Below are 23,387 nucleotides of genomic sequence, written 5' to 3' on the forward strand. Positions count from 1 at the left end.
GATTTTTTGCCAAAAAGACAAAGGCTAAACAAAGGTGGTTTGTCCATTTGGAAAAATTATACAATTAAACTATTAGCAACAGCGACACTGTATGTATTTACGGAATAGATCTATCGTCAAATCTGCGAATCCAGATGTACGCAGGTTTCCACAGCGCTTTATTTAACCAGCGGCTAATTCGGAGTAAGGACTTCTTACTCCTCATCTCTAACTGGATAAGTACATGTAAACAGTAAGCAATGAGCGCAAGGAAGATTTGATTTTGAATGGCAGTTTCGCTCATGCCATAAAAGTGTTTGATCTCTACATGCTGTTTGAGCCATTTGAAAAATAGCTCTATGGCCCACCGTTGACGGTAAATTTCACTAATCTCTTCGGAATTTAGATCGAAACGGTTAGTAATTAATCGTAGAATGTTTCCCTTTGTATCCACTACTTCAAGTAGGCGGAATACATTCTCTGTACGATTTTGCGTCGAACCGATGTAAACCATCTTGTCGGATAAAACCGTAGAATCTTTAGGTATAGAAAATGATTCTACTTCACGAGTGATGGCGTTTTTCTTCAGTCTTGATACGAAAAAATAGCCTTCATCTGTCATTCGATCAAATCGTTCATAATCAACGTATCCACGGTCAAACACATACATGGCTTCTTTGTCGTCTACGAGAACTTCCAGTTGATTTCTGTCATGTTCTTTGGCTGTTGTAATCACTGCTTTTTCAGGATAGACGGTATCTTTATTCATAAATATAAGTCGTAAATGTAGCTTAACTCCTGCTTTTGTTTTACGGAACTTTGCCCACTTATGATTCGTTAAGTTTAATGGAAGCGTGCTAGAATCAATGATTTTCAATGGCATGTATTTCCCGTTTTTAAATTGGATACCTTTTATTTTGTAAACAAGGTCCAAGAATAAATGGGAAAGGATCATTGGATTCATTTCATTATTCTTCCTTGATAGCTGAGATGTACTAATCGATTCAAACCCCAGTGCTTTCTGAAGTCCATCATCTATTAGGGCATCGCTCATTTCTTCCAAGCTCTCGAATCCTTGCAGTTGGGCAAGTAACATGAGCTTTATATACCCGGCAGTTGTTAGCTTTTTTGTGTAGTAATCTTGTTTATTTTCTTCTACTTGTTCAAATAGTTTTTTCGTATTTATAGGTGAAACCCATTTACCAAATGATGATTTTAGTGTATTCTTGTCCATACGGATTATCCTTTACTTTTGGATTTGGACAGGAACCACCTGTACTTCCATTGTAAAGGATTTTTTTGTATCATGAACACGTAATTATTGAACATTTTTAGTATTTTGAATCATCAGGTTTAATTAATGCAATGCTAGTGGTAAAAAATGTATCATTGTTTAAACAGTTAGACAGTTGTTCCATCGTTTGTTCATTCTATTCCCGGTTATCTAACACCACTAGATGGAACCAACTATAGACTTTTTGGTATAGAAACTTGACGATAAAACTTCTCTAGTCTTACTAAAATTTCAATTTTCACCTTTTGACAAATCTTAAAGATGAGTGTTTAAAGAAAAAGTCGCATTGTTCGGTCTGATTTTTATTTTTGTAATTTTATGATTTGGCATGTAATTTGCAATAAGAAACGGAAAGGGGGATAGGTAATGGAAAAGGTAAACTTTCATGATAAGGATTCTATATTTCCAAATAAACAGTGGGTTCTTAAGAAAGATTCCACGAATCCTTTTGCGGAGGAAGAGGAACTGCTTATAGGGATGATCGAAAAGTTTGTAGCAGAGCAAGTAATGCCAAATTTAGATAAGTTGGAAGCGCATGATTATGAAGTTGCTCGTGAATTGTTTCGAGCGACTGGTGAATTAGGGCTGTTAGGTGCGGAAGTTCCTGAAGCTTATGGTGGTTTAGAAATGGGAAAGCGTACGGCTGGAATTATTGCTGAAAAAATGGGTTTTGGCGGATCATTTAGTGTATCTTTCAATATTCATACAGGCGTAGGTACGTTACCTTTTGTATATTTTGGGACTGAAAAACAAAAAACCAGATATCTACCGAAGTTAGTTTCCGGTGAATGGGTTGGTGCCTATGCATTAACAGAACCAGATGCTGGGTCTGATGCATTATCTGCTAAGACGACAGCTAAAAAGGCAGTAGATGGTTCAGGCTGGACATTAAATGGAGAAAAGCAATGGATAACGAATGCACATATAGCTCAAGTATATGTAGTGTTTGCTAATACTTCAGATGGCATTACTGCTTTTGTTGTTGAGCGTGACCAGCCAGGTGTATCCGTAGGACCTGAGGAAAAGAAGTTAGGCATTAAGGGTTCTTCAACGGCGACTTTAATTTTAGAGGATGTTCGTTTGAAAGAAGAAGATATACTAGGTGAAGTTGGGAAAGGGCATAAAATTGCGCTGAATATTTTAAATCTAGCACGATTAAAGCTAGCTTTTGCTAATATTGGAACTTCCAAACAAGCGTTACGCCTCGCCGTAGAATACGGAAAAGAACGTAAGCAGTTTAAACAGCCAATCATTCACTTTGGAATGGTGCAAGAGAAATTAGCTAATATGGCGCTTGAAATATATGGAGCAGAAAGTGCAGCCTATTACACAGTGAATAGGTTAGACGAAATGGAGCAAGACAACAAAGGGGATATATTGGAAAGGTTATCGGATTATGCAATGGCTTGCTCCATTAATAAGGTGAAAGCTTCTGAAACGCTTGATTATGTCATCGACGAAGCTGTGCAAATCCATGGCGGATATGGGTATATGCAAGAATATGAGGTAGAGCGTATATATCGAGATGCGAGAATAAATCGAATTTTTGAAGGAACAAATGAAATTAATCGATTAACAATTGCTAAGGCGTTTTTAAAGCAGTATACAAAAGACTCATCTGTCATTTTATCCGTCGAGAAGGAAGAGAATATATTTATTCGCTATGCGAATCAACTATTAAGAACGGTTTTGAATGCGCTTTCCGAAACAGGTGAACTTCCACAGCTCGATCAATTTTATTTACATCGAATAGCTCTTATATTAGAAGATATTTATCTTATGCAAGCTACTGAGATCAAGGCTATGTTGGAGAAAGATTCACTATATACCAATTTAGCTGATGTCTTTTGTGAGGAAGCTTACCAACGAGTTGAAAAGCATACAATCGTTTTACTTGCTTCTATTTCAGAAGAAAATGAAACATACGAAGAGCGAATAAGGGAGGTACGTTCGTTACCTGTGCTATACACAAATATTATTGCAAAGAAACAGACCATTGCAAAAGAAATGATTAACCGTAATGGATTTTAAATGTTTTAGCAAGGAATGTCGAAGTATTACCTTAAAATATCGTATGGATCGTATGCGAAGTAGTAATGGAAAATAATTTCGTTACGTACAATGGGAACAAGGAGGAAGAATATGAAACGAATTGGGTTTATCGGCTTAGGAAATATGGGATTGCCAATGGCGATTGGTTTAGTAAAAGAAGGATATACCGTTACTGGATATGACATTAATGAACAGGCAGTCCTTTCATTGAAAGAGCAAGGAGGAGCAATTGCGACAACTATTGGGCAAATTCTCGTTTCTAGTGATGCCATTTTAACAAGTCTTCCATCGGTGAAAGCTGTCGAGGAAGTATATTTAGCTGCCGATGGATTAATTGAACAAGGGGATAAAACGAAAATACTTGTCGATACGAGCACCGTTTCTCCCGAATTGAACCAAATCATAGATCAAGCCTGTGCAGAGAAAGAAATTCCTTTTCTTGCTTCTCCCGTAAGTGGTGGTGTCATCGGTGCAGAACAGCAAACGTTAACCGTAATGGCGGGAGGAAGAAAAGCTATCTTTGAGCGTGTATTACCAATTTTTGAAGTGATTGGTGGCAATATTTTTCATGTTAATGAACAAATTGATAGCGGTACAACGGTGAAACTAATTAATAATTTGCTAATTGGATTTTATACAGCAGGTGTCAGTGAAGCTTTGCATATTGCTACGAAGAAAAATATTAATTTAGATGACTTATATTCTATGTTAAGTGTGAGTTACGGGCAAAGTCGTATTTATGAACGAAACTATAAGGCGTTTATTGCCAACAATGATTATGAACCTGGTTTTTCTTTGAAATTATTGCGTAAAGATTTAGAGTTTGCTATGGAAGCAGCAGAAAACACGCAATTAGATTTACCAATTAGCAAAACGTTATTATCTTTATATCAACAAGTGGAAAAAGAAGGATATGGAGATCAGGATATGGCTGTTCTTTATGAACGGGTAAAGGAACAGTCGGCTAAAAAGGAGGCTGAAAAATGATATCGCAAGAAGTAAAAGTGATGAAAAATTACATTGGAAATAGCTGGGTGACTTCATCTGGTGTAGAAAAACATGATATACCTAACCCAGCAACAGGTGAAATCATTGCCCAAGTTGTGCTATCAACGGAGGAGGACGTCGATCAAGCGGTAGCAGCAGCTAAAAATGCTTATAAGGATTGGGCGAATGTCCCTATTCCAAACCGTGCGCGTTATTTATTTAATTATTTGCATTTATTAAAAGAGCATAAAGAAAGTTTGGCAAAAATTATTACATTGGAAAATGGGAAATCGTTAAGAGATGCAAGGGGAGAAGTGCAACGCGGAATAGAAGTAGTCGAATTAGCAACATCTGCTCCGAATTTAATGATGGGTGATGCATTGCCACAAATCGCAAGTGGCATAGATGGGTCTATCTGGCGTTATCCATTAGGGGTAGTGGCAGGAATCACACCATTTAATTTTCCGATGATGGTTCCGCTATGGATGTACCCGCTAGCTATCGCTTGTGGAAATACATTTGTTTTAAAGACGTCTGAACGCACCCCGATTTTGGCAGAACGGTTAGTTGAATTATTTTATGAAGCAGGTTTCCCTGAAGGTGTACTTAACCTCGTTCACGGAGGGAAAGAGGTTGTAAATCGGGTGTTGAAGCATCCGGATATTGAGGCAATTTCTTTTGTAGGATCAGAGCCAGTAGCTAAGCATGTATATCAGACAGGTACGGCGCACGGGAAACGGGTGCAAGCATTAGCAGGTGCGAAAAATCATGCTATCGTCATGCCTGATTGTAATTTAGAAAAAACAGTCCAAGGTGTCATTGGTGCTGCGTTTGGAAGCAGTGGAGAGCGTTGCATGGCCTGTTCGGTTGTCGCTGTTGTCGATGAGGTAGCAGATGCATTTTTGCATTTATTAACGGAAGAAACAAAAAAATTAAAGGCTGGAGATGGATTAGATGATTCAACATTTGTTGGTCCACTTATCAGGCAGTCTCACAAAGATAAAGTAGTTGGCTATATTGATCAAGGAGTAGAGGAAGGGGCTGAACTACTCATAGATGGAAGAACCATTGAAGAAGAAACGCCAGATGGCTACTATGTCGGTGCGACTATTTTTGATCATGTTACACCAGATATGAAGATTTGGCAGGATGAGATTTTTGCTCCTGTGTTAAGTGTAGTGAGAGTGAAGGATTTACAAGAAGGGATAGCGCTTACGAATAAATCGAGATTTGCAAATGGAGCGGTCATTTATACGTCAAGCGGAAAACATGCGCAAACGTTCCGTGACCAAATTGATGCAGGAATGGTCGGTGTGAACGTAAATGTTCCAGCTCCGATGGCATTTTTTGCTTTCGCAGGAAATAAAGCTTCTTTTTATGGTGATTTAGGAACGAACGGAAAAGACGGAGTGCAATTCTATACAAGAAAGAAAGTAGTAACGGAGCGTTGGTTCTAGGTTATTTAAAAACAGCCGAACAATTTAACCTATTGTTCGGCTGTTTTGACATCGTTTTTTACTGAAAAAACGATTCTACGACAGATTGAGAGACGTCGGATAATTGTTTGTATTGATAGATTGGCTGTTTATCTTTGTCAATGACGACGGAACGTACCCCTTCATAAAAATCATTTGTTTTCAAGAAATTTTTAGCAATAATCAGATCGGTTTCCAAACATTCTGTTAAAGTTTGGTTCTCTCCACGAATTAGCTGCTCTAAAGTAACTTTTAGAGAAATAGGTGATTTAGAGAGAATCGTATTTTTTGTTTCTGTCGCAAATGGACTGTCATCTGACGCGAGAGAAGCAACAATTTCTTCTACTGTTTGATGTGCGAAATGACGGTTAACTTTCTCTTGATGCTGCGCCAAATTACTTTCACATTCTAATTTAGTTTCGAAGCTTTTTATCAATTGAGTTAATTTTTGTTCTGTTTCTTGCAGCCAATTTATATCATAAACTGCTTTGATTAGTGGTTCTATCTGAGATGTTGATAGATGGTAATCAGCAGCATTAGCATATAGAATGTCTGCACCTTTTATAATATCCGATGTTAGTGCCAAATACCGTCCAATGTAGCCAGGGGCTTGATTAAGGAAGTATGCAGCACCGACATCTGGGAAAAAGCTAATGTTCATTTCAGGCATCGCCCATTTTGTTTTTTCTGTTATGATACGATGGCTAGCTCCGTAAGAGAGTCCAACGCCACCTCCCATGACAACACCATCGAGCAATACAATTATTGGCTTTGGGAAATTAGCGACGAAATTATCCGTTGCGTATTCAATTTCAAAAAATTCCATTGCTTTTTCAAACGTTTCCTCGTTTTCTTTTGCTTGATATAATGTTTTTATATCTCCACCAGCACAAAATCCTTTTTGTCCTTCACTATTTAAAATAATTAATTGCACATCAGAATCATTTTCCCATTCTAGCAATCTATCATAAATTGGCGAAAGCATACCTTCTGTTAACGAATTAATTGCTTTTGGTCTATTTAATGTAATTGTTGCAATGCCATGTTCTTTCTTGGAAAATAAAACATCGCTCATCTTCCTATGACCTCCTATGTATTATTGGTGGCGAAAATTGGGTTTGCGTTTTTCGACAAAAGCCTGAACGCCTTCTTTAGCATCTTCTGTTAGGAATAATTCACCAAAGATTTCCTTTTCTCTCTGTAATCCATCAGAAAAAGATTTCTGTGCCCCCTGAACGACGCTTTCAACAGCTCTTGTAACACTTTGCATACTATTTCCTTCTACAAAAGAACGGGCAATCGTCTTCGCTGTTGACATTAGCTCGTCACTAGAAACTTTTGCTTGAACAATACCTAGCTCTAGTGCTTTATCACTGTCTATATGTTTTCCGGTAAGAATTAATTCTAACGCAGTGGCTACGCTAGTAATTCGCGAAAGACGTTGTGTTCCGCCGAACGATGGCACAAGTCCAAGTTTTACTTCAGGTAAGCCAATTGTTGCTTTTTCAGATGCAATTCGGAAGTGGCAGCCCATTGCTACTTCTAAACCTCCGCCAAGTGCTGGTCCATTTATTGCTGCAATTACCGGTTTTGTCATAAATTCCAATTCATTGCATAAATCCTGTCCCGCTTTAGACATATCAATTCCTTTTTGATAATCTCCCATTGCTGGTACAAACTCTTTAATATTAGCCCCAGCAGCAAAAAATTTGCCTGCTCCAGTTAAAATAATAGCATGTACATTGGAATCGTCTTGAAATTGTTTTAAAATGGTACGTAATTCCGTAATCATTGTTGATGATAGGGCGTTAGCTGGTGGTGAATCTAAGGCCAAGATAGCGATATTTTCTTCATAAGTTACTGTAACGTGATTAAATTCCATAGTAAGTTCCTCCTTCAATTTCATCAACAGTCCTGTTTCTTAATTAAAGCAAATCCTATGCCAAAGTTTACAAAGCGTATAAAAACAGAGAAGAATGTAGCTAATATAGTTAATTGCAAAGCTTTAATTCCTTTTTTAAACATAGGGTAAGCAAACAAAAAATCATGTATAACTGTCTACACAATTATACATGATTTAAAAGCAATTCTACAAATTACTATTCAACTTGCCATTTGTAAGGTGTCTGCATTTTAAACGTTAATTAAGTACATGTATCATGCCGCATTTTATCACGACATAGATGTTATAAGGTACTGCATTTTAGACATTGAACGGGAAAGAAAACGATAAATGTTAACCAATAACACGGTAATTTTTATGAGCTACAACAGTAGTAGAATAACCGTTGTTTAACTCAGCCAAATTCTGTGCTTTTGAAATATCGACAATGATACTTTGCTTACAGCTTGAAGGTAGTACTTTTCCTTGTAAAAGTACATCCTCTCTTTTAAATTCGATAATATCACCTGGCTTAGCTGTTTTTGTATCAGGTTTAAACATAGTATTTCCTCCTTTTAAACAGAATTGATGGAAAAAAGGTCATTGAATTTGTTTGCTATGGAGTAGCTGTATTTGTTTTTTTAGTGTTTCTAATTCTCGTGTTTGTTCTTTATACTTGTGTTCTAACGCATGAAATGATTCGGTAAGTTGATTCATGTTCGTTACGGTCAAACCAATGGTTTGCATCATACAACGAATCGTTTCTTTGTCTTCTGTCTGATAAACAGTTGATGCTGATTTATTTTCTATGCTTGTGAATTCAGATAGTAATAAATTTTCAATCTCTGTAAAACTATACTGCTCTTGTTTACATTGTTTAATGTATTTTAGAACATCAATTGCTTCAGGAAGATAGTAATTTTCATCCTCTTCCTGTGCTTTAGGTACATACATGGCAAATTGTTCTATCCATGTTGCCAGAATGGATGGTGGAACACCTACAATATGTGATAATCCTTGAAGGCTAAGTAATTCCACTACTGTCACCACTTTCTTGTTTGTCCAAACACTTATTTCATACAGTTGTGTTATTTAACAAGGCTTGTTTGAAATCTATCTTACCCTTGTCAAAAATTATGAACTTTACGATCTATCATAATGGATGGAGACGGTAGTATTATGTGAAAAATGTGGAATAAATAAGTAATTTTCTTTGGAATGTCTAGAAAAAGGTGATAGCTGTCATTGCTTAGGTTTGTATTGGGTGATTTTTTCGACTGAGATATCGTGTGTTAACGCTTTTGCTCATTATGAGAGTAAAAAAAAGTATAAGATTTCTTTGGTTTATAGTATGAAGCAAAACGATGCCGTTTTATTCAGCAGAGGTGATTGCTAAGTTTTTATGACAACGTTTTTCGTGTTGAGTTTGCATGCACCGAGTCGCTATTACAACTTCTTGACATAAGCTAATTCCTCTAAAAACTTGAAGTAATTTTATCATGAAAAGATATTTCTGAAAAGAAGAAAAATGAACATATGAATTTTTACGAATAGTATACGTTGCGACATGTCTTTAAAAAGTTACATCATAAAATGGGTTGACGGTACCTAAATTTTTGTAATATACTTTATTCAACAATGTTGAATAAAAATAAACATAATCGAATACATGTGAATCTTATATTGGAAAATAACAACATCGTCGTAATCTCATATTATGGATTGAAAGCGCATTCTAAATTAGCTTTGTATGTACTTATTAATAAATTTTTAAAGTACACAGGCATGAACCATTGTTTTGACTACTATTGGAAGATTAAGAGAGGGGGAGAAAAGTGAATTATCCTGACTATATTTGGCTTAAAGAAGTAGGACCAAGAGATGGGCTACAAAATGAGGAAGCGTTTATTGAGACGGACGATAAGGTTAAATGGATCAATATGTTGTCTGAGTCTGGGATTGATGAGATTGAATATTCTTCATTTGTTCATCCAAAATGGATCCCACAGCTGAGGGATGCTCGAGAAGTAGGGAGAAAAATAAAACGAAATAAGAACGTCTTTTATTCCGCGCTTGTGCCAAATCTAAAAGGTTTAGAGCATGCATTAGAAGTGGGGATTGATGGAGCATCCATATTTATGTCTGTAAGTGAAACACATAATAAAAAAAATATTAATAAATCTATTTCAGAAACGTATCCAGTATTGTATGAAGTAATCAAAGAAGCAAAGCAAGCCAATAAATATGTGACTGGTTATGTGTCAACGGTTTTCGATTGTCCTTATGAAGGTAAAGTGGACCCTGAACATGTTATTCGTGTATGTAATCAGCTAATGGAAGATGGTGTAGACGCAATTTCATTAGGAGATACAATTGGAACAGCAGTCCCTTCACAAGTTGAAGCCCTCTTAGAACGGATGTTGACTGAGTTTAGCTCGGAGCAGTTAATCATGCATTTTCATGATACAAGAGGGATGGCGATAGCGAATATTTTAACATCTCTACGATATGGAATCACTCGTTTTGATAGTTCTGTAGGAGGGTTAGGTGGTTGTCCATACGCAAGAGGAGCGGCAGGAAATGTGGCAACAAATGATGTACTTTATTTGTTGCACGGTCTAGGTATAAAAACAGGCATTAAAGAAGATAAAATGCAACAAGCGGCTTTATTTATTCAAGATAAAATTGGCAAGAAATTACCAAGTAAAACAGTAGCTTCACAAGCAAACGATTATAAAAAGACAGTATAAAGCTTTTTCTAACGAAACGGTATGATATTACTAGGAATGATTGTTTTGAAAAACGCTAGAAATCCAAAAAATGTTCATCTACCTGTAGCTCCCTATGTGCATCAAATCGAAATTTCAAACCCAATGAGGTGGTTAACTATTTCTGAGCAATTAGGTATGGGTGTAGATGGAAATGTTCCAGAAAGTCCATTAGAGCAAATGGAATTGGCGTTTCAAAATATAGATAATAATTTAGTTGCAGCTAATATGGAAATAAAAGATAATACGAAATTAGTATTTTACCTTAGTTGAAAATATAGATGCAGAAGCTCGAAAAAAGTGATTAGTGATTTTCTTGGTGATCATTTGCCATGTACTACGATAGTGTATGTAGTAGCTTTATCAGCTCCGCGATTTAAAGTTGAAATAGATGCTTGGGCGTGCAAAGAAGGATAACTTTCATATGAAACTAGAAGTTATGAGTTTAATATGAAATATTTCTATGTTTTGTTTCACTATAGAAAATACACATTTTAGTATAAGCAAAAACGAAGGCTATCGTCATAAAGTTTGGCGACTAGGCCTTCGTTTTTCTAATGCCATGCCCCGCTGCAATTAGTAAAAAAGTAATTTATTTGGTATTGACCGAATTTGTTTTATCTTATATGATGTTAATGTACTTCGCGCAATCGTTTGCGCTATATGCTAAAATGTTATTGGATTATTCATTATTTTGTTTCGAATACGTTGTATATTTTAGTATATACAGAATATTATATAAAAGAAAACGATTGCACATTATGTTTTTTTATTACGATAGAGAAAGGGAGAAAGCATGAAGAATATAATTTCATTTGATTTTTGGCAGAAGTTAGGAAAGGCTTTACTCGTTGTAGTGGCTGTTATGCCTGCAGCTGGAATCATGATTTCTTTAGGAAAAGTTTTAGGCATAACTGGGGATATTTCTTTTATCCTTGCAGCTGGACGAGTAATGGAAGATATAGGTTGGGCAATTATAAATAATTTACATATATTATTTCACTAGCGTTGCATTAATTAAATCTGATGATTAAAAATACTAAAAATGTTCAAAAATTAGTGTTCATACAACAAAAAAATCCTTTACAATGGAAGTACAGGTGGTTCCTGTCCAAATCCAAAAGTAAAGGATAACTGCATGGACAAGAATACACTAAAATCATCATTTGGTAAATGGGTTTCACCTATAAATACGAAAAAACTATATGAACAAGTAGAAGAAAATAAACAAGATTACTACACAAAAAAACTGACAACGGAAGCGTATATAAAGTTGCTGTTGCTTGCTCAATTACAAGGATTTGAGAGCTTGGAAGAGATGAGCGATGCACTAATAGATGGTGAACTTCAGAAAGTATTGGGGTTTGAATCGATTAGCCCATCGCAACCTTCAAGGAAGAACAATGAAATGAATCCAGCCATCCTTTCCCATTTATTCTTTGATCTTGCATACAAAATCAAAGGTCTCCAATTTAAAAATGGGAAATACATGCCATTAAAAATCATTGATTCTAGCACGCTTCCATTAAACTTAACGAATCATAAGTGGGCGAAATTCCGTAAAACAAAAGCAGGAGTTAAGCTACATTTACGACTTGTATTTATGGATAAGGGCACCGTCTATCCTGAAAAAACTGTGATTACAACAGCCAAAGAACATGACAGAAATCAACTGGAAGTTCTCGTAGATGACAAAGAAGCCATGTATGTGTTTGACCGTGGATATGTTGACTATGAACGATTTGACCGAATGACGGATGAAGGCTACTTTTTCGTGTCCAGACTAAAGAAAAACGCCGTCATTCGTGAAGTAGAATCATTTTCTGTACCTAAAGATGCTACAGCTTTATCCGACAAGATGGTTTACATCGGTTCGACGCAAAATCGCACAGAGAATGTATTCCGTCTACTTGAAGTAGTGGATACAAAGGGGAACATTTTGCGATTAATTACTAACCGTTTCGATCTAAATTCCGAAGAGATTAGTGAAATTTACCGTCAACGGTGGGCCATAGAGCTATTTTTCAAATGGCTCAAACAGCATGTAGAGATCAAACACTTTTATGGTATGAGCGAAACTGCCATTCAAAATCAAATCTTCCTTGCGCTCATTGCTTACTGTTTACATGTACTTATCCAGTTAGAGATGAGGAGTAAGAAGTCCTTACTCCGAATTAGCCGCTGGTTAAATAAAGTGCTGTGGAAACCTGCGTACATCTGGATCCGCAGATTTGACGATAGATCTATTCCGTAAATACATACACTGTCGTTGTTGCTAACAGTTTAATTGTATAATTTTTCCAAATGGACAGCCCACCTTTGCTTAGGTAATGTCTTATTGGCAAAAAATCTTGTGCAAATGATTACTGAATTTTCAAACTAATTTTATGCAACGCTAGTGATATTATTTGCAGTTGCTATTGGTGGTGCTTGGGCAAAAGAGAGAGCTGGTGGAGCTTTTGCTGCACTTCTCGCCTTTATTCTAATTAACCGAATTACAGGTTCTGTTTTTGGTGTAACAAATGACATGTTTACCGATGCAAAAGCTACCGTACGTTCTTTATTTGGAAGCGACCTCATAGTAGCTAATTACTTTACAACCGTATTAGGTGCTCCAGCGTTAAATATGGGAGTATTTATTGGTATTATTTCCGGGTTTGTGGGGGCGATCATTTATAACAAATACTATAATTACAGCAAGTTACCACAAGCATTATCTTTTTTTAATGGGAAAAGATTCGTCCCGTTTGTAGTGATTCTTTGGTCTGTTATCATCGCGCTTGTGATGTCAGTCGTATGGCCTTTTATTCAAGGATTAATTAATGACTTCGGAGTGTGGTTAGCGAATTCAAAAGATGCTGCACCATTCTTAGCTCCTTTTACGATGGGAATGCTTGAACGGTTATTGCTTCCGTTTGGATTACATCATATGTTAACTGTTCCAATTAATTATACGGAATTAGGTGGCACCTATACCGTTTTAACAGGTGCGACAGCAGGTGAAATCGTAGCTGGGCAAGATCCACTATGGTTAGCTTGGGTATCTGACTTAGTAAATTTAAAAGCTAATGGTGACACAACAGCTTATCATCAATTAATGCAAGATGTAACACCAGCAAGGTTTAAAATGGGACAAATGATTTTATCCACCGCTGTGTTAATGGGAGCAGCTTTAGCAATGTATCGTAATGTGGATAAAGACAAACGTGTAACATATAAATCGATGTTCTTTTCAGCAGGTATAGCTGTATTTATTACTGGTGTAACAGAGCCACTTGAATTTATGTTTATGTTTGCGGCTCCATTACTTTACTTTGTTTATGCTATCGTAGCAGGGCTGAGCTTTGCTATTGTTGATTTGATTCATTTACGTTTACATTCGTTTGGGTTAGTTGAGTTTTTTACCAGGTTACCAATGGCTTTAAATGCAGGGCTTTTAGGAGATGTTATCAACTTTGTACTCACTTGTATGGTGTTCTTCGTGTTAAGTTACTTTCTGTTTTACTTTTTCATTAAAAAAATGAATTTAGCAACGCCAGGCCGAGCTGGTAATTATTCAGATGATGAAATGGAAAAAGGCGGAGCTGTTCAAGGAGATGAAGAGGTAGTCGCTATTGTAAACATGTTAGGTGGGAAAGAAAACATTGATGAGGTAGATGCATGTATGACCAGATTACGTGTGTCGTTGAAAGATGTAGAACAAGTAGCGCCAGAAGCAGTTTGGAAAAAAACAGGTGCTATGGGGTTAGTAGTTAGAGGGACAGGTATTCAAGCAATATATGGCCCGAAAGCAGATGTGTTGAAATCGAAAGTGATTGATTATCTGGAGGATAGATCGTGAGGCTGTTAACGTTAAATTGCCATTCTTGGCTAGAAGATTCGCAACTAGATAAGCTCTCCATTCTAGCAGAAGCAATTCATAATCAATCCTATGACGTTATTGCGTTGCAGGAAGTGAATCAAACCATTACTGCAAAAAAAGTGAGCGAGAACTTGAAAGCAGATAACTTTATTCTATTGCTACAAAATGAATTACAAGCATTAGGGTCAACGTATGAATTCATTTGGGACTATGCACATCTTGCTTATGATCGATTTGAAGAAGGAGTTGCTTTATTAACAAAGCATAAGGTAGTAAATAGACAAGCATTCTTTGTGAGTGAAAGTGAAGATACAAGCTATTGGAAGGCTCGAAAAGTGGTTGGCATGACAATAGATATAAACGGAAAAGAAGTGGACTTTTATTCCTGTCATATGGGCTGGTGGAACGATAATGCAGAGCCTTTTAAAAGGCAAATGGATCGACTAGTCCAGTCCGTCCCTAAGGATCGGCTCCATTTCTTAGTAGGTGACTTTAATAATGAAGCATCATTAGAAAATGAAGGATATGATTATGTTCAAGATTTAGGTTATTTTGACACTTATCATTTAGCTAAAGAAAGAGACTTAGGCGTTACAGTTTGTGGTGATATTGCTGGTTGGCAAGATAGTCTTACGAATAAACGGATTGATTATATTTTCTCTTCCGCAAAGGTTGAAGTCATTCGTTCGCAAGTGATTTTTAATGGAATGAATTTGCCCATTATTTCTGACCATTATGGCGTAGATGTCACCATCAATATATAAAGGGAATTTGCCGAAATAACAAATAATTTTGATTATGAAGTAGAAATATAGAAAAGGTAAGAAGGAGAAGACAGCAATGAGAAGAATTTGGTGGAAAGAAGCAACTGCTTATCAAGTTTATCCACGTAGCTTTATGGATTCAAATGGGGATGGCATTGGCGATATACCCGGTGTCATTCAAAGGCTCGATTATTTAAAGGATTTGGGAATTGATGTCATTTGGCTAAGCCCCGTTTATCAATCACCCAATGATGATAATGGGTATGATATTAGTGATTATCAAGCAATCATGCCTGAGTTTGGAACGATGGAAGATTTTGATCAATTAGTAGCTGAAGTTCATCAGCGTGGAATGAAATTGATTATGGACTTAGTAATTAACCATACATCTGATGAGCATCCGTGGTTTATTGAATCAAAATCATCAACAGATAATCCATACCGAGATTATTATATTTGGCATGCAGGAAAAAATGGGAAAGAGCCAAATAATTGGGCTTCTATTTTTGGTGGATCTGCATGGGAATATGATAAACAAACAAAAGCCTATTATTTACATGTTTTTTCAAAAAAGCAACCTGATTTAAATTGGGAAAATCCTACTGTACGTAAAAGTTTATATAATATGGTGAACTGGTGGTTAGATAAAGGCATTGATGGCTTTCGTGTAGATGCTATTTCACATATTAAAAAAGCGCCTGGTTTTCCTGATCTGCCGAATCCAGATAATAAAAAGTATGTGCCGTCTTTTGCAGGTCACATGAACCAAGCTGGTATTCATACTTTTTTAGAAGAATTGAAAAAGGAGACCTTTTCCAACTATGATATTATGACTGTCGGTGAAGCAAATGGGGTTACCATCGATGATGCTCACTTATGGGTTGGTGAAGAGCAAGGTAAATTTAATATGGTGTTTCAATTTGAACATTTGGATTTGTGGGGGAAAAGCGTTACAGGTGGCTTAGATGTGCACGCTTTAAAACAAAAATTGACAAAATGGCAAAAGGGATTAGAGGGAAATGGATGGAATGCTTTATTTTTAGAAAATCACGATCAACCTCGCTCTGTATCGACGTGGGGTGATGATGAAGTTTACTGGGAAGAATCTGCCAAATGTCTTGCCACACTTTACTTTTTAATGCAGGGGACGCCTTTTATATACCAAGGTCAAGAAATTGGTATGACAAATGTTCAATTTGATTCTATTGACGATTATAATGATGTATCTATTAAAAATATGTATGCGGAAGAACTGGAAAATGGAAAAAGTCATGAGGAAATCATGGGAATTATTTGGAAAAATGGTCGTGATAACTCGAGAACCCCAATGCAATGGAATAATCAAGCCAACGCTGGTTTTACAACGGGGACGCCGTGGTTGAAGATAAATCCAAATTATAAACAAATTAATGTGGAACAGCAACAAACAGACGGTAACTCCATCTACCATTATTATCGTAACATGGTTCAGATAAGAAAAGAAAACGATGTATTCATCTATGGACGTTATGAGCTTATTTTGGAAGATCATGACCAAATCTATGCATATACGAGAACGTTGGATAATCAACAAATGCTTGTATTAACAAATCTATTTGCTGAGAAAACTACCTTTAAATTACCAAAAACGATTACATCTAAAGAAAGGAAACTGCTTTTATCTAATTATAAAGTTGACGCGTCTGGATCGTTGGAACAGATAACTTTAAAACCGTATGAAGCTAGAGTGTATGAATTAATTTGAGTACGCTAAAAGAAAGTTAAGTGACACCGCACGTAGTTTAGCGGATCGCTTAATTTTCTTTTTTTGTACTATAAGACAGCGAAGAGCTTTCGATAAGATGCTGCTTTTTTCAGTTAGGTTCTTGGTTTGAAGAACGTGATAGAAAAGAGCAGGACAGTAAGCAATAGCGTGGTAGTTGTTAGATTTTCTAGTACAAATAAACGACAGTTGATACTGTTAGGCTAGCGGAGGAAGAGCACAGAGAAAATGAACAGTCCTTTTCTTCGGGCGACGTTTCGCAGGGTTAGCTTTGCTTGTACTATGGAGAAACGCAGTGGGAAGCCCCTGCCGGGAAAAAAGCGAACTGCTTTCTTTTGTGGAGGCTGAGCTTGGTTCCTAGTAGTTGTAGTGTTTTTCCGCAGTTGTCACTATCTACATTACGCTTGTGCTTTTTATAAAACAATTGTTGTATTAACGCCAGTAATAGTGTATATAATAGAGTGAAAAATATAGAGGTTATAATTAGTTGAGAAAAGCTTGACATATACAAATATTTGACGGCAATTTTCTTCTATTCTATGATTAAATATATTTATGTACCCTTTATTCCAATAGAAAATTTACAAAAAGACTATCGCAAAATTTGAAAGAATGCGGGCTGAACAAATCTTATTGGAGATGACAGTACCTACATACCTAGTTTGTTCACAAGTCTTAGGTATTTTAGGGCTTATACATAACCCAAGCTTTTCTAAGACTACGAACAATTAGTGGGAGATAAAAGAACATCTTTAATAATGGAAGATCCACTAATAAAGTATGAGAAAAGAAAGGTTATACATGGAAGGAGCGAGCTGCTATAAATCTGAATAACATTGGAGCAAAAATAAAGCAAATGCGTTTACGTGCAAGGAAAACGCAACAACAGGTCGCGGATGAATGTGATATATCCAAAAGTTTACTGTCAAAAATAGAAAACGGACAGACAGCTTCAGCAATTGCTACTTTATCTAAAATAAGTGAAGCGTTAAACGTGCCACTATCATGGCTTTTAGATGACCAAGAAGATCGTGATCTGGTATTACTCCCTTCTAGTAAACGGCAATTTAAAGTTGGGGACGACAATATGGGGTATTCCTATGAATTGTTGGCGAACCGTTCTCCATTCACAGGCGTTGAACCGACAATTGTATATGTTACGCCGAGGGATATGAATGTAAGGGAAGAGTCTTATACCCATTCTCAAGATGAATTCATCTATGTATTGGAAGGTGCGATTCATTTGCGTTATGAAGGTAGAAAACATTATATGGAACAAGGGGATAGCGCTTATTTTAAAGGGGATAAACCTCATTTATTTATTCCAGTCAATAATGAACCTGCACGTGTACTAACTATTTTTATTGATAATCAATTGTAAATCCAGTCAAACTTCCATCCGTGGCGTTTTTTTACTATAGGAAGGTTTATAGTTATAAGAAAATTTGCTTTCGCTATAAATATTTAGCGATAAAACAAGTTGATCTAAACCTTCCACGGATGGTTTGAACTGGATATTTTAGGCAGTAGGATCCGTTTGTACGAAGGTTCTAAGTAGTAAAAAAATAGCCGACAAAAGTAGGAAGCTACCACTAGTAGTGAAAGTGTTGTCCTGCATAAAGTGGATGATAACCGGACGAAATGTAAATAAAGCAACGCTCCTATCAAATTCTCCGACGCCCCCGTTTTTTACACGATAGGAAAGTAAAACGAAGACCATAAAAATTTGTCGATATGCCGCCGATTTTTTCCATAGAACTAATCATTTGTCGAAATGCATAAAAATTTAATGGGTTTATCTGTCTTATTAAACCAATAATGTGGTTTAGAAGAGTCAAGAAATACACAATCATATGGGTGTAAAACATTCACATAATTATCTACTTCAATAGTTAAGGTGCCTTCTAGGACAAACAAAAATTCCTGTCCCTTATGAGAAAAGTTGTTACCACGATTTGCACCAGGGTCGAGAATAATTAAATTTGGAATAAACGCGGGATCTTTCATGTCTCCTGATAAATTCTTATAAATAAATCTATTTTCCGTCAAGTTTGCTGTGTCTACAGTATTTCTAGTAATTGTAGAACGCGAGTCATCATCCTCTTCCGAGAAAAAATAGCTCGGATTTACATCAAGTGATTCTGAAATTTTTTTAAGTGACTCTAAAGTAGCAGAGGTTTTTCCGTGCTCTAATTGTGATAAGAAGCTAATCGATAGCCCTGTTTCCTCAGAGATGTTTTTTAACGTTAATTTTTTTCTCTTTCGCAGCTTGTTTACTCTTTTTCCTATATGTGTTGTCTGTCTCATCGTTTGCCCTCCTCCACACCATTTCTTATAAGATATATCTTTTAATTTAGAGAATAAAAGCGTTTTTATACCAATGAAAGGTATATATAAACACTTTATTTATAAAAATGAGCGTTCTTACCTAAGAATCAGTTGACGAAAAAGATGAAACTATCTTATAATTTAGTTAACCATAATTTAAGTAATACTTAAATAGTTTCGCGTTAAATTGTGTGAAAATTACTATCGTTTGCAATTTAGTATGTGTTCAAATGCAGTTTTGCTGAAGGGGGATGCGGCGCTTTAATAGTTAAATTATGGTTGAACAAATTGCAATATTTGAAAACGCTTCCTGTAGAGTGGCGAAAATATTGAAGGAGGTTTTTGTATGGTAGTAGCTTACAAACATGAACCATTTACAGATTTTACAGTTGAAGAAAATAGGCAGGAAATGGTAAAAGCCTTGGAAAAAGTTGAAAAAGATCTTGGAAAAGAATATCCGTTAATTATTGGTGGAGAGAGAATTACGACAGAAGAAAAAATTATCTCTGTAAACCCTGCAAATAAAGATGAAGTTGTTGGTTATGTTTCCAAAGCAAATCAAGCGTTAGCAGAAAAAGCAATGCAAACAGCAGATGAAACATTTGCATCGTGGCGTAAATCAGATCCAAAGTTTCGCTCTGATTTGTTATTTCGTGCAGCTGCCATTATTCGTCGCAGAAAGCACGAATTTACTGCACACTTAGTGAAAGAAGGTGGCAAACCTTGGAAGGAAGCAGATGCTGATACCGCGGAAGCGATTGACTTTTTGGAATACTATGGAAGGCAAATGCTTACATTAAAAGACGGCATTAAAATAAATAGTCGTCCTATTGAACATAATCAATTTCACTACATCCCACTCGGTGTTGGTGTTGTTATCTCACCTTGGAACTTCTTATTTGCCATTATGGCAGGTACAACTGCTGCTGCTATGGTAACTGGGAATACAGTGTTGCTAAAGCCAGCTAGTGCTACACCTGTAATCGCTTATAAATTTATGGAAGTGCTCGAAGAAGCGGGTCTTCCAGCTGGTGTCATCAATTTTATTCCTGGGTCAGGCAAAGACGTTGGGGATTATTTAGTGGATCATCCGCGAACACGTTTTGTAAGCTTTACAGGCTCTCGTGAAGTTGGGACCCGTATTTTTGAACGAGCTGCTGTTGTACATGAAGGTCAAAAGTGGCTGAAGCGAACAATTATTGAAATGGGTGGAAAAGATACCATCGTCGTCGATCGTGAAGCTGATTTAGAATTGGCTGCCCAGTCCATTGTTCAATCTGCTTTTGGTTTCTCTGGACAAAAATGTTCTGCTTGTTCTCGTGCTGTTATTCATGAGGACGTGTATGAAGAAGTGAAAACCCGTGTTGTAGAGTTAACAGAGGCGTTAACGGTAGGTGACCCAGTAGACTATACAAATTATATGGGGCCGGTTATTGACCAAGCCGCATATGATAAAATAATGGGGTATATTGATATTGGTAAGCAGGAAGGAGAGCTTATCGCAGGTGGTGAAGGTGATGATAGCAAAGGTTGGTTTATAAAGCCAACTGTATTCGCCGATGTAGATTCGAAAGGTCGGATTATGCAAGAAGAGATATTCGGTCCTGTTGTCGGTCTTACGAAAGCTAAAGATTTTACGGAAGCAATTGAAATTGCAAATAATACCGAGTATGGTCTGACTGGTGCTGTTATTACAAACAATCGTGCTCATCTTGAACAAGCGAGAGAGGATTTTCATGTTGGAAACCTTTACTTTAATCGCGGCTGCACAGCAGCAATTGTAGGTTATCAACCATTCGGTGGATTTAATATGTCTGGAACGGATTCCAAAGCAGGAGGGCCGGACTACTTGATACACCACATGCAAGGTAAAACAACTTCAGAAATGTTTTAATTACTTAAAGTAAATAGGGCATTCTTGCCAAATTGAATAGTCACATCTCCCTCTGTTTGTGCATAACGACAGAGGGAGATAGTTTAATTACAATATAATAAGGCAATTGACGCTATCTCGTTATTAGAAAAACTTGGTTTATCTCCAGTCTCTCTATGGCGAAAAATGCTGCCGTTTTTCTTATACGATAAAGCCTAAAATTTTATACTTCCCTATAGTACAAAATAAAATGATAGCAACCAAAGCTTAGAGATAGCCGGGAGGGGAAAGTTCATGGAACAAATAATGCGAAATTTCTTTTTGTTTCTATCTAATAATAAAACTTTAACAAAAGTAGCAAAAAAATATGGCTTTCGTTTTGGAGCTTCACGTTTTGTCGCAGGGGTAAATATTCAAGAAGCTGCACAAAAAATAAAGGCTTTAAATGAAAAAGGTTTTGTTGTCACTGTAGACCACCTAGGGGAGTTTATAGATAGTGAATCAGAGGCTAAACAGTCTGCGGAGGAATGTGTCAAAGCAATTGAAGCAATTGCTAAAGAAGGCTTACAATCCGAATTATCTTTAAAGCTTACTTCACTTGGGTTAGATATATCTCATGAGCTTGTGATGGAGAATATGCACAAAATATTACAAGCAGGTAAAGAAAATGATGTTATTGTTACGATAGATATGGAAGACTATGCACGATTAGAGAAAACGTTACATATTTTTACGAGTCTTAAACAGGAATATGATAATGTAGGAACTGTATTGCAAGCCTATTTATACCGAGTAGAAGAAGATTTAGAAGCATTAAATCCATATAACCCATACTTGCGATTAGTAAAGGGGGCATATAAGGAATCAGAAAAAGTTGCTTTTCCTAATAAATCAGATGTAGATAAGAATTATAAAAAAGTGATTAAGCAGAACTTGTTAAATGGTAATTACACGGCAGTAGCTACTCATGATGATGAGATCATTACTTATACAAAAGAACTGGAACAAACATATCAAATTTCCAAAGAGCAGTTTGAGTTTCAAATGCTTTATGGAATTCGACTTGAGCTTCAGAAGCAATTACTAAAAGAAGGGTACAAAGTACGTGTATATATGCCTTATGGCTCTGATTGGTTCGGCTATAATATGCGAAGATTAGCTGAAAGGCCTGCTAATGTGGCTTTCGTAATAAAAGGAATTTTTAAGAAATAAGCGGAAAGGAATCCTATATGCTAATTTTATCGGAAAAAGAAATACGAGAAAATTATTTCATGCTTGATGCAATAAAAGATTTGAAGCAAGAGTTGCAAGCAAAAAATAATGCAATGATTAAAAATCCGCATCGGACAGTTATACATCTTCCAACGTACAATGGCTCCAATTTATATAGGCCAAGTGCGGATGTATCGTCAGATATTGCTTCTGTTAAAGTAGTAAGTATTTTTCCGGATAATCCAAACCAACAAAAACCGACTACCCAGGGTGTATTAATGCTGACAAATGCTACCGATGGAGAACATATTTGTTTCATGAATGCATCTTTTTTAACAAGATTACGTACCGGTGCTTTAAGTGCTATTGCTACAGATAAGTTAGCTCGTGCGAACGCCAAAGTATTGGGAGTGATCGGAACGGGATCGATGGCTTTTGAACAAGTACTTGGTATATTAGCTGTTAGGGATATAGAAGAAATTATCTTATATAATCGTACATTAGAAAAAGCTTTCGCATTTAAGGAAAAATTAATCGAATGGGGAGTAAATAACTCCATACAAGTAGTACAAACTGTCAAATCTGTCATGAAATCTGCTGATATTGTTAACTGTAGCACGAGATCTAATACACCGGTGTTTGCTGGTGAAGATATTCAGCCAGGCACACATATTAACGGGGTAGGTTCCTTTCTTCCTACAATGAGAGAGGTAGATGTAAAAACAATTAAAAGAGCTGATCAAATCGTAGTAGACGATTTGGATAGTGCAAAAGAAGAAGCGGGAGAACTGATTTATGCTGCTAGTCAAAGTAATTGGGATTTTTCCAAGGTGTTTGCGGAATTAAATGAACTGATTCGACAGGAGCATATTATTCGCCCATCTGATGAGGCAATCACTTTTTTTAAATCCGTTGGTACGGCTTACTTTGACTTAGCTGTAGCAAGGGGTATTTATGCGAAAGCTCTTTCGATTGGCTTTGGAAAAACAGTTGATTTTGCTTGAATCGTACGTTGAAAAGAAGTGGAGTTCGCTTTTTTTTTCGGAAAGTAACTTTTAATAACATTAAAAACAAACATCATAATTAGTCATGATATCATGTGATAATCAAACGGTATTAGCAAGCGATGCCATTTCCCCTTATACTAAA

17 protein-coding genes and 3 pseudogenes are annotated in these 23,387 nt (G+C 36.5%); 14 read left to right on the forward strand and 6 right to left on the reverse strand.

Annotated elements, in window-relative coordinates; all coding sequences use genetic code 11:
* Positions 1-97 precede the first annotated feature (97 nt).
* Positions 98-1,213: an IS4 family transposase gene (locus B2C77_RS06825; RefSeq protein ID WP_077702325.1), complete on the reverse strand. Its 1,116-nt coding sequence runs from the start codon at positions 1,211-1,213 to the stop codon at positions 98-100.
* A 426-nt stretch (positions 1,214-1,639) separates the two neighbouring features.
* On the opposite strand from B2C77_RS06825, the gene B2C77_RS06830 reads away from it, so the two are divergent.
* The 3 genes from B2C77_RS06830 to B2C77_RS06840 all read left to right on the forward strand — a co-directional run bounded on the left by B2C77_RS06830 (position 1,640) and on the right by B2C77_RS06840 (position 5,769).
* The gene (locus B2C77_RS06830) at positions 1,640-3,304 is read left to right on the forward strand and encodes an acyl-CoA dehydrogenase family protein (protein WP_077702948.1); all 1,665 of its coding nucleotides are present in this window, start codon (positions 1,640-1,642) and stop codon (positions 3,302-3,304) included.
* Positions 3,305-3,415: 111 nt separating this feature from the next.
* Positions 3,416-4,312, forward strand: coding sequence for an NAD(P)-dependent oxidoreductase (locus tag B2C77_RS06835; RefSeq protein WP_077702949.1), 897 nt, complete (start codon positions 3,416-3,418; stop codon positions 4,310-4,312).
* Positions 4,309-5,769, forward strand: coding sequence for a CoA-acylating methylmalonate-semialdehyde dehydrogenase (locus tag B2C77_RS06840; protein ID WP_077702950.1), 1,461 nt, complete (start codon positions 4,309-4,311; stop codon positions 5,767-5,769). Before B2C77_RS06835 ends, B2C77_RS06840 begins: the two co-directional genes overlap by 4 nt.
* Positions 5,770-5,827: 58 nt before the next feature.
* On the opposite strand, the gene B2C77_RS06845 is transcribed toward B2C77_RS06840, so the two are convergent.
* The 4 genes from B2C77_RS06845 to B2C77_RS06860 form a co-directional block, all read right to left on the reverse strand.
* Complete coding sequence (locus B2C77_RS06845; RefSeq protein WP_077702951.1) at positions 5,828-6,862, reverse strand: enoyl-CoA hydratase/isomerase family protein; 1,035 nt, start codon at positions 6,860-6,862, stop codon at positions 5,828-5,830.
* A 21-nt stretch (positions 6,863-6,883) separates the two neighbouring features.
* Positions 6,884-7,669, reverse strand: coding sequence for an enoyl-CoA hydratase-related protein (locus B2C77_RS06850; protein WP_077702952.1), 786 nt, complete (start codon positions 7,667-7,669; stop codon positions 6,884-6,886).
* A 354-nt stretch (positions 7,670-8,023) separates the two neighbouring features.
* On the reverse strand, positions 8,024-8,230 hold the full coding sequence (locus tag B2C77_RS06855; RefSeq protein WP_073005924.1) for a YkvS family protein: 207 nt from the start codon (positions 8,228-8,230) through the stop codon (positions 8,024-8,026).
* A 39-nt stretch (positions 8,231-8,269) separates the two neighbouring features.
* Positions 8,270-8,716, reverse strand: coding sequence for a MerR family transcriptional regulator (locus B2C77_RS06860; RefSeq protein ID WP_176087289.1), 447 nt, complete (start codon positions 8,714-8,716; stop codon positions 8,270-8,272).
* 788 nt (positions 8,717-9,504) lie between these two features.
* Between B2C77_RS06860 and B2C77_RS06865 the strand changes: the two genes are divergently transcribed.
* The 8 genes and pseudogenes from B2C77_RS06865 to B2C77_RS06900 all read left to right on the forward strand — a co-directional run bounded on the left by B2C77_RS06865 (position 9,505) and on the right by B2C77_RS06900 (position 18,206).
* The gene (locus tag B2C77_RS06865; protein ID WP_077702954.1) at positions 9,505-10,419 is read left to right on the forward strand and encodes a hydroxymethylglutaryl-CoA lyase; all 915 of its coding nucleotides are present in this window, start codon (positions 9,505-9,507) and stop codon (positions 10,417-10,419) included.
* 45 nt (positions 10,420-10,464) lie between these two features.
* Positions 10,465-10,854, forward strand: a pseudogene (locus B2C77_RS06870) (RidA family protein).
* Between the two features lie 379 nt (positions 10,855-11,233).
* Positions 11,234-11,437 (forward strand): annotated as a pseudogene (locus B2C77_RS06875) (PTS transporter subunit IIBC); the annotation flags it as partial.
* 138 nt (positions 11,438-11,575) lie between these two features.
* Positions 11,576-12,691, forward strand: coding sequence for an IS4 family transposase (locus B2C77_RS06880; protein ID WP_077702955.1), 1,116 nt, complete (start codon positions 11,576-11,578; stop codon positions 12,689-12,691).
* A gap of 141 nt (positions 12,692-12,832) precedes the next feature.
* Positions 12,833-14,278: pseudogene (locus tag B2C77_RS06885) on the forward strand (PTS transporter subunit IIBC); the annotation flags it as partial.
* The gene (locus B2C77_RS06890; RefSeq protein ID WP_077702957.1) at positions 14,275-15,063 is read left to right on the forward strand and encodes an endonuclease/exonuclease/phosphatase family protein; all 789 of its coding nucleotides are present in this window, start codon (positions 14,275-14,277) and stop codon (positions 15,061-15,063) included. The pseudogene B2C77_RS06885 and the gene B2C77_RS06890, both read left to right, overlap by 4 nt.
* A gap of 76 nt (positions 15,064-15,139) precedes the next feature.
* On the forward strand, positions 15,140-16,807 hold the full coding sequence (locus B2C77_RS06895; RefSeq protein WP_077702958.1) for a glycoside hydrolase family 13 protein: 1,668 nt from the start codon (positions 15,140-15,142) through the stop codon (positions 16,805-16,807).
* A gap of 853 nt (positions 16,808-17,660) precedes the next feature.
* Positions 17,661-18,206: a helix-turn-helix domain-containing protein gene (locus B2C77_RS06900; RefSeq protein WP_303046195.1), complete on the forward strand. Its 546-nt coding sequence runs from the start codon at positions 17,661-17,663 to the stop codon at positions 18,204-18,206.
* Between the two features lie 377 nt (positions 18,207-18,583).
* Here the strand turns inward: B2C77_RS06900 and B2C77_RS06905 are convergent, their stop codons facing one another.
* Positions 18,584-19,132, reverse strand: coding sequence for a helix-turn-helix domain-containing protein (locus tag B2C77_RS06905; protein WP_077702960.1), 549 nt, complete (start codon positions 19,130-19,132; stop codon positions 18,584-18,586).
* 367 nt (positions 19,133-19,499) lie between these two features.
* On the opposite strand from B2C77_RS06905, the gene pruA reads away from it, so the two are divergent.
* The 3 genes from pruA (at position 19,500) to B2C77_RS06920 (ending at position 23,242) form a co-directional block, all read left to right on the forward strand.
* The gene (pruA, locus tag B2C77_RS06910; protein ID WP_077702961.1) at positions 19,500-21,047 is read left to right on the forward strand and encodes an L-glutamate gamma-semialdehyde dehydrogenase; all 1,548 of its coding nucleotides are present in this window, start codon (positions 19,500-19,502) and stop codon (positions 21,045-21,047) included.
* A gap of 273 nt (positions 21,048-21,320) precedes the next feature.
* Positions 21,321-22,238 (forward strand): proline dehydrogenase family protein, encoded by a 918-nt coding sequence (locus B2C77_RS06915; RefSeq protein ID WP_077702962.1) that lies wholly within the window; start codon positions 21,321-21,323, stop codon positions 22,236-22,238.
* A gap of 17 nt (positions 22,239-22,255) precedes the next feature.
* Positions 22,256-23,242 (forward strand): ornithine cyclodeaminase family protein, encoded by a 987-nt coding sequence (locus B2C77_RS06920; protein WP_077702963.1) that lies wholly within the window; start codon positions 22,256-22,258, stop codon positions 23,240-23,242.
* Positions 23,243-23,387 lie beyond the last annotated feature (145 nt).

Source organism: Virgibacillus dokdonensis (assembly GCF_900166595.1).
GTDB lineage: Bacteria > Bacillota > Bacilli > Bacillales > Amphibacillaceae > Virgibacillus > Virgibacillus dokdonensis.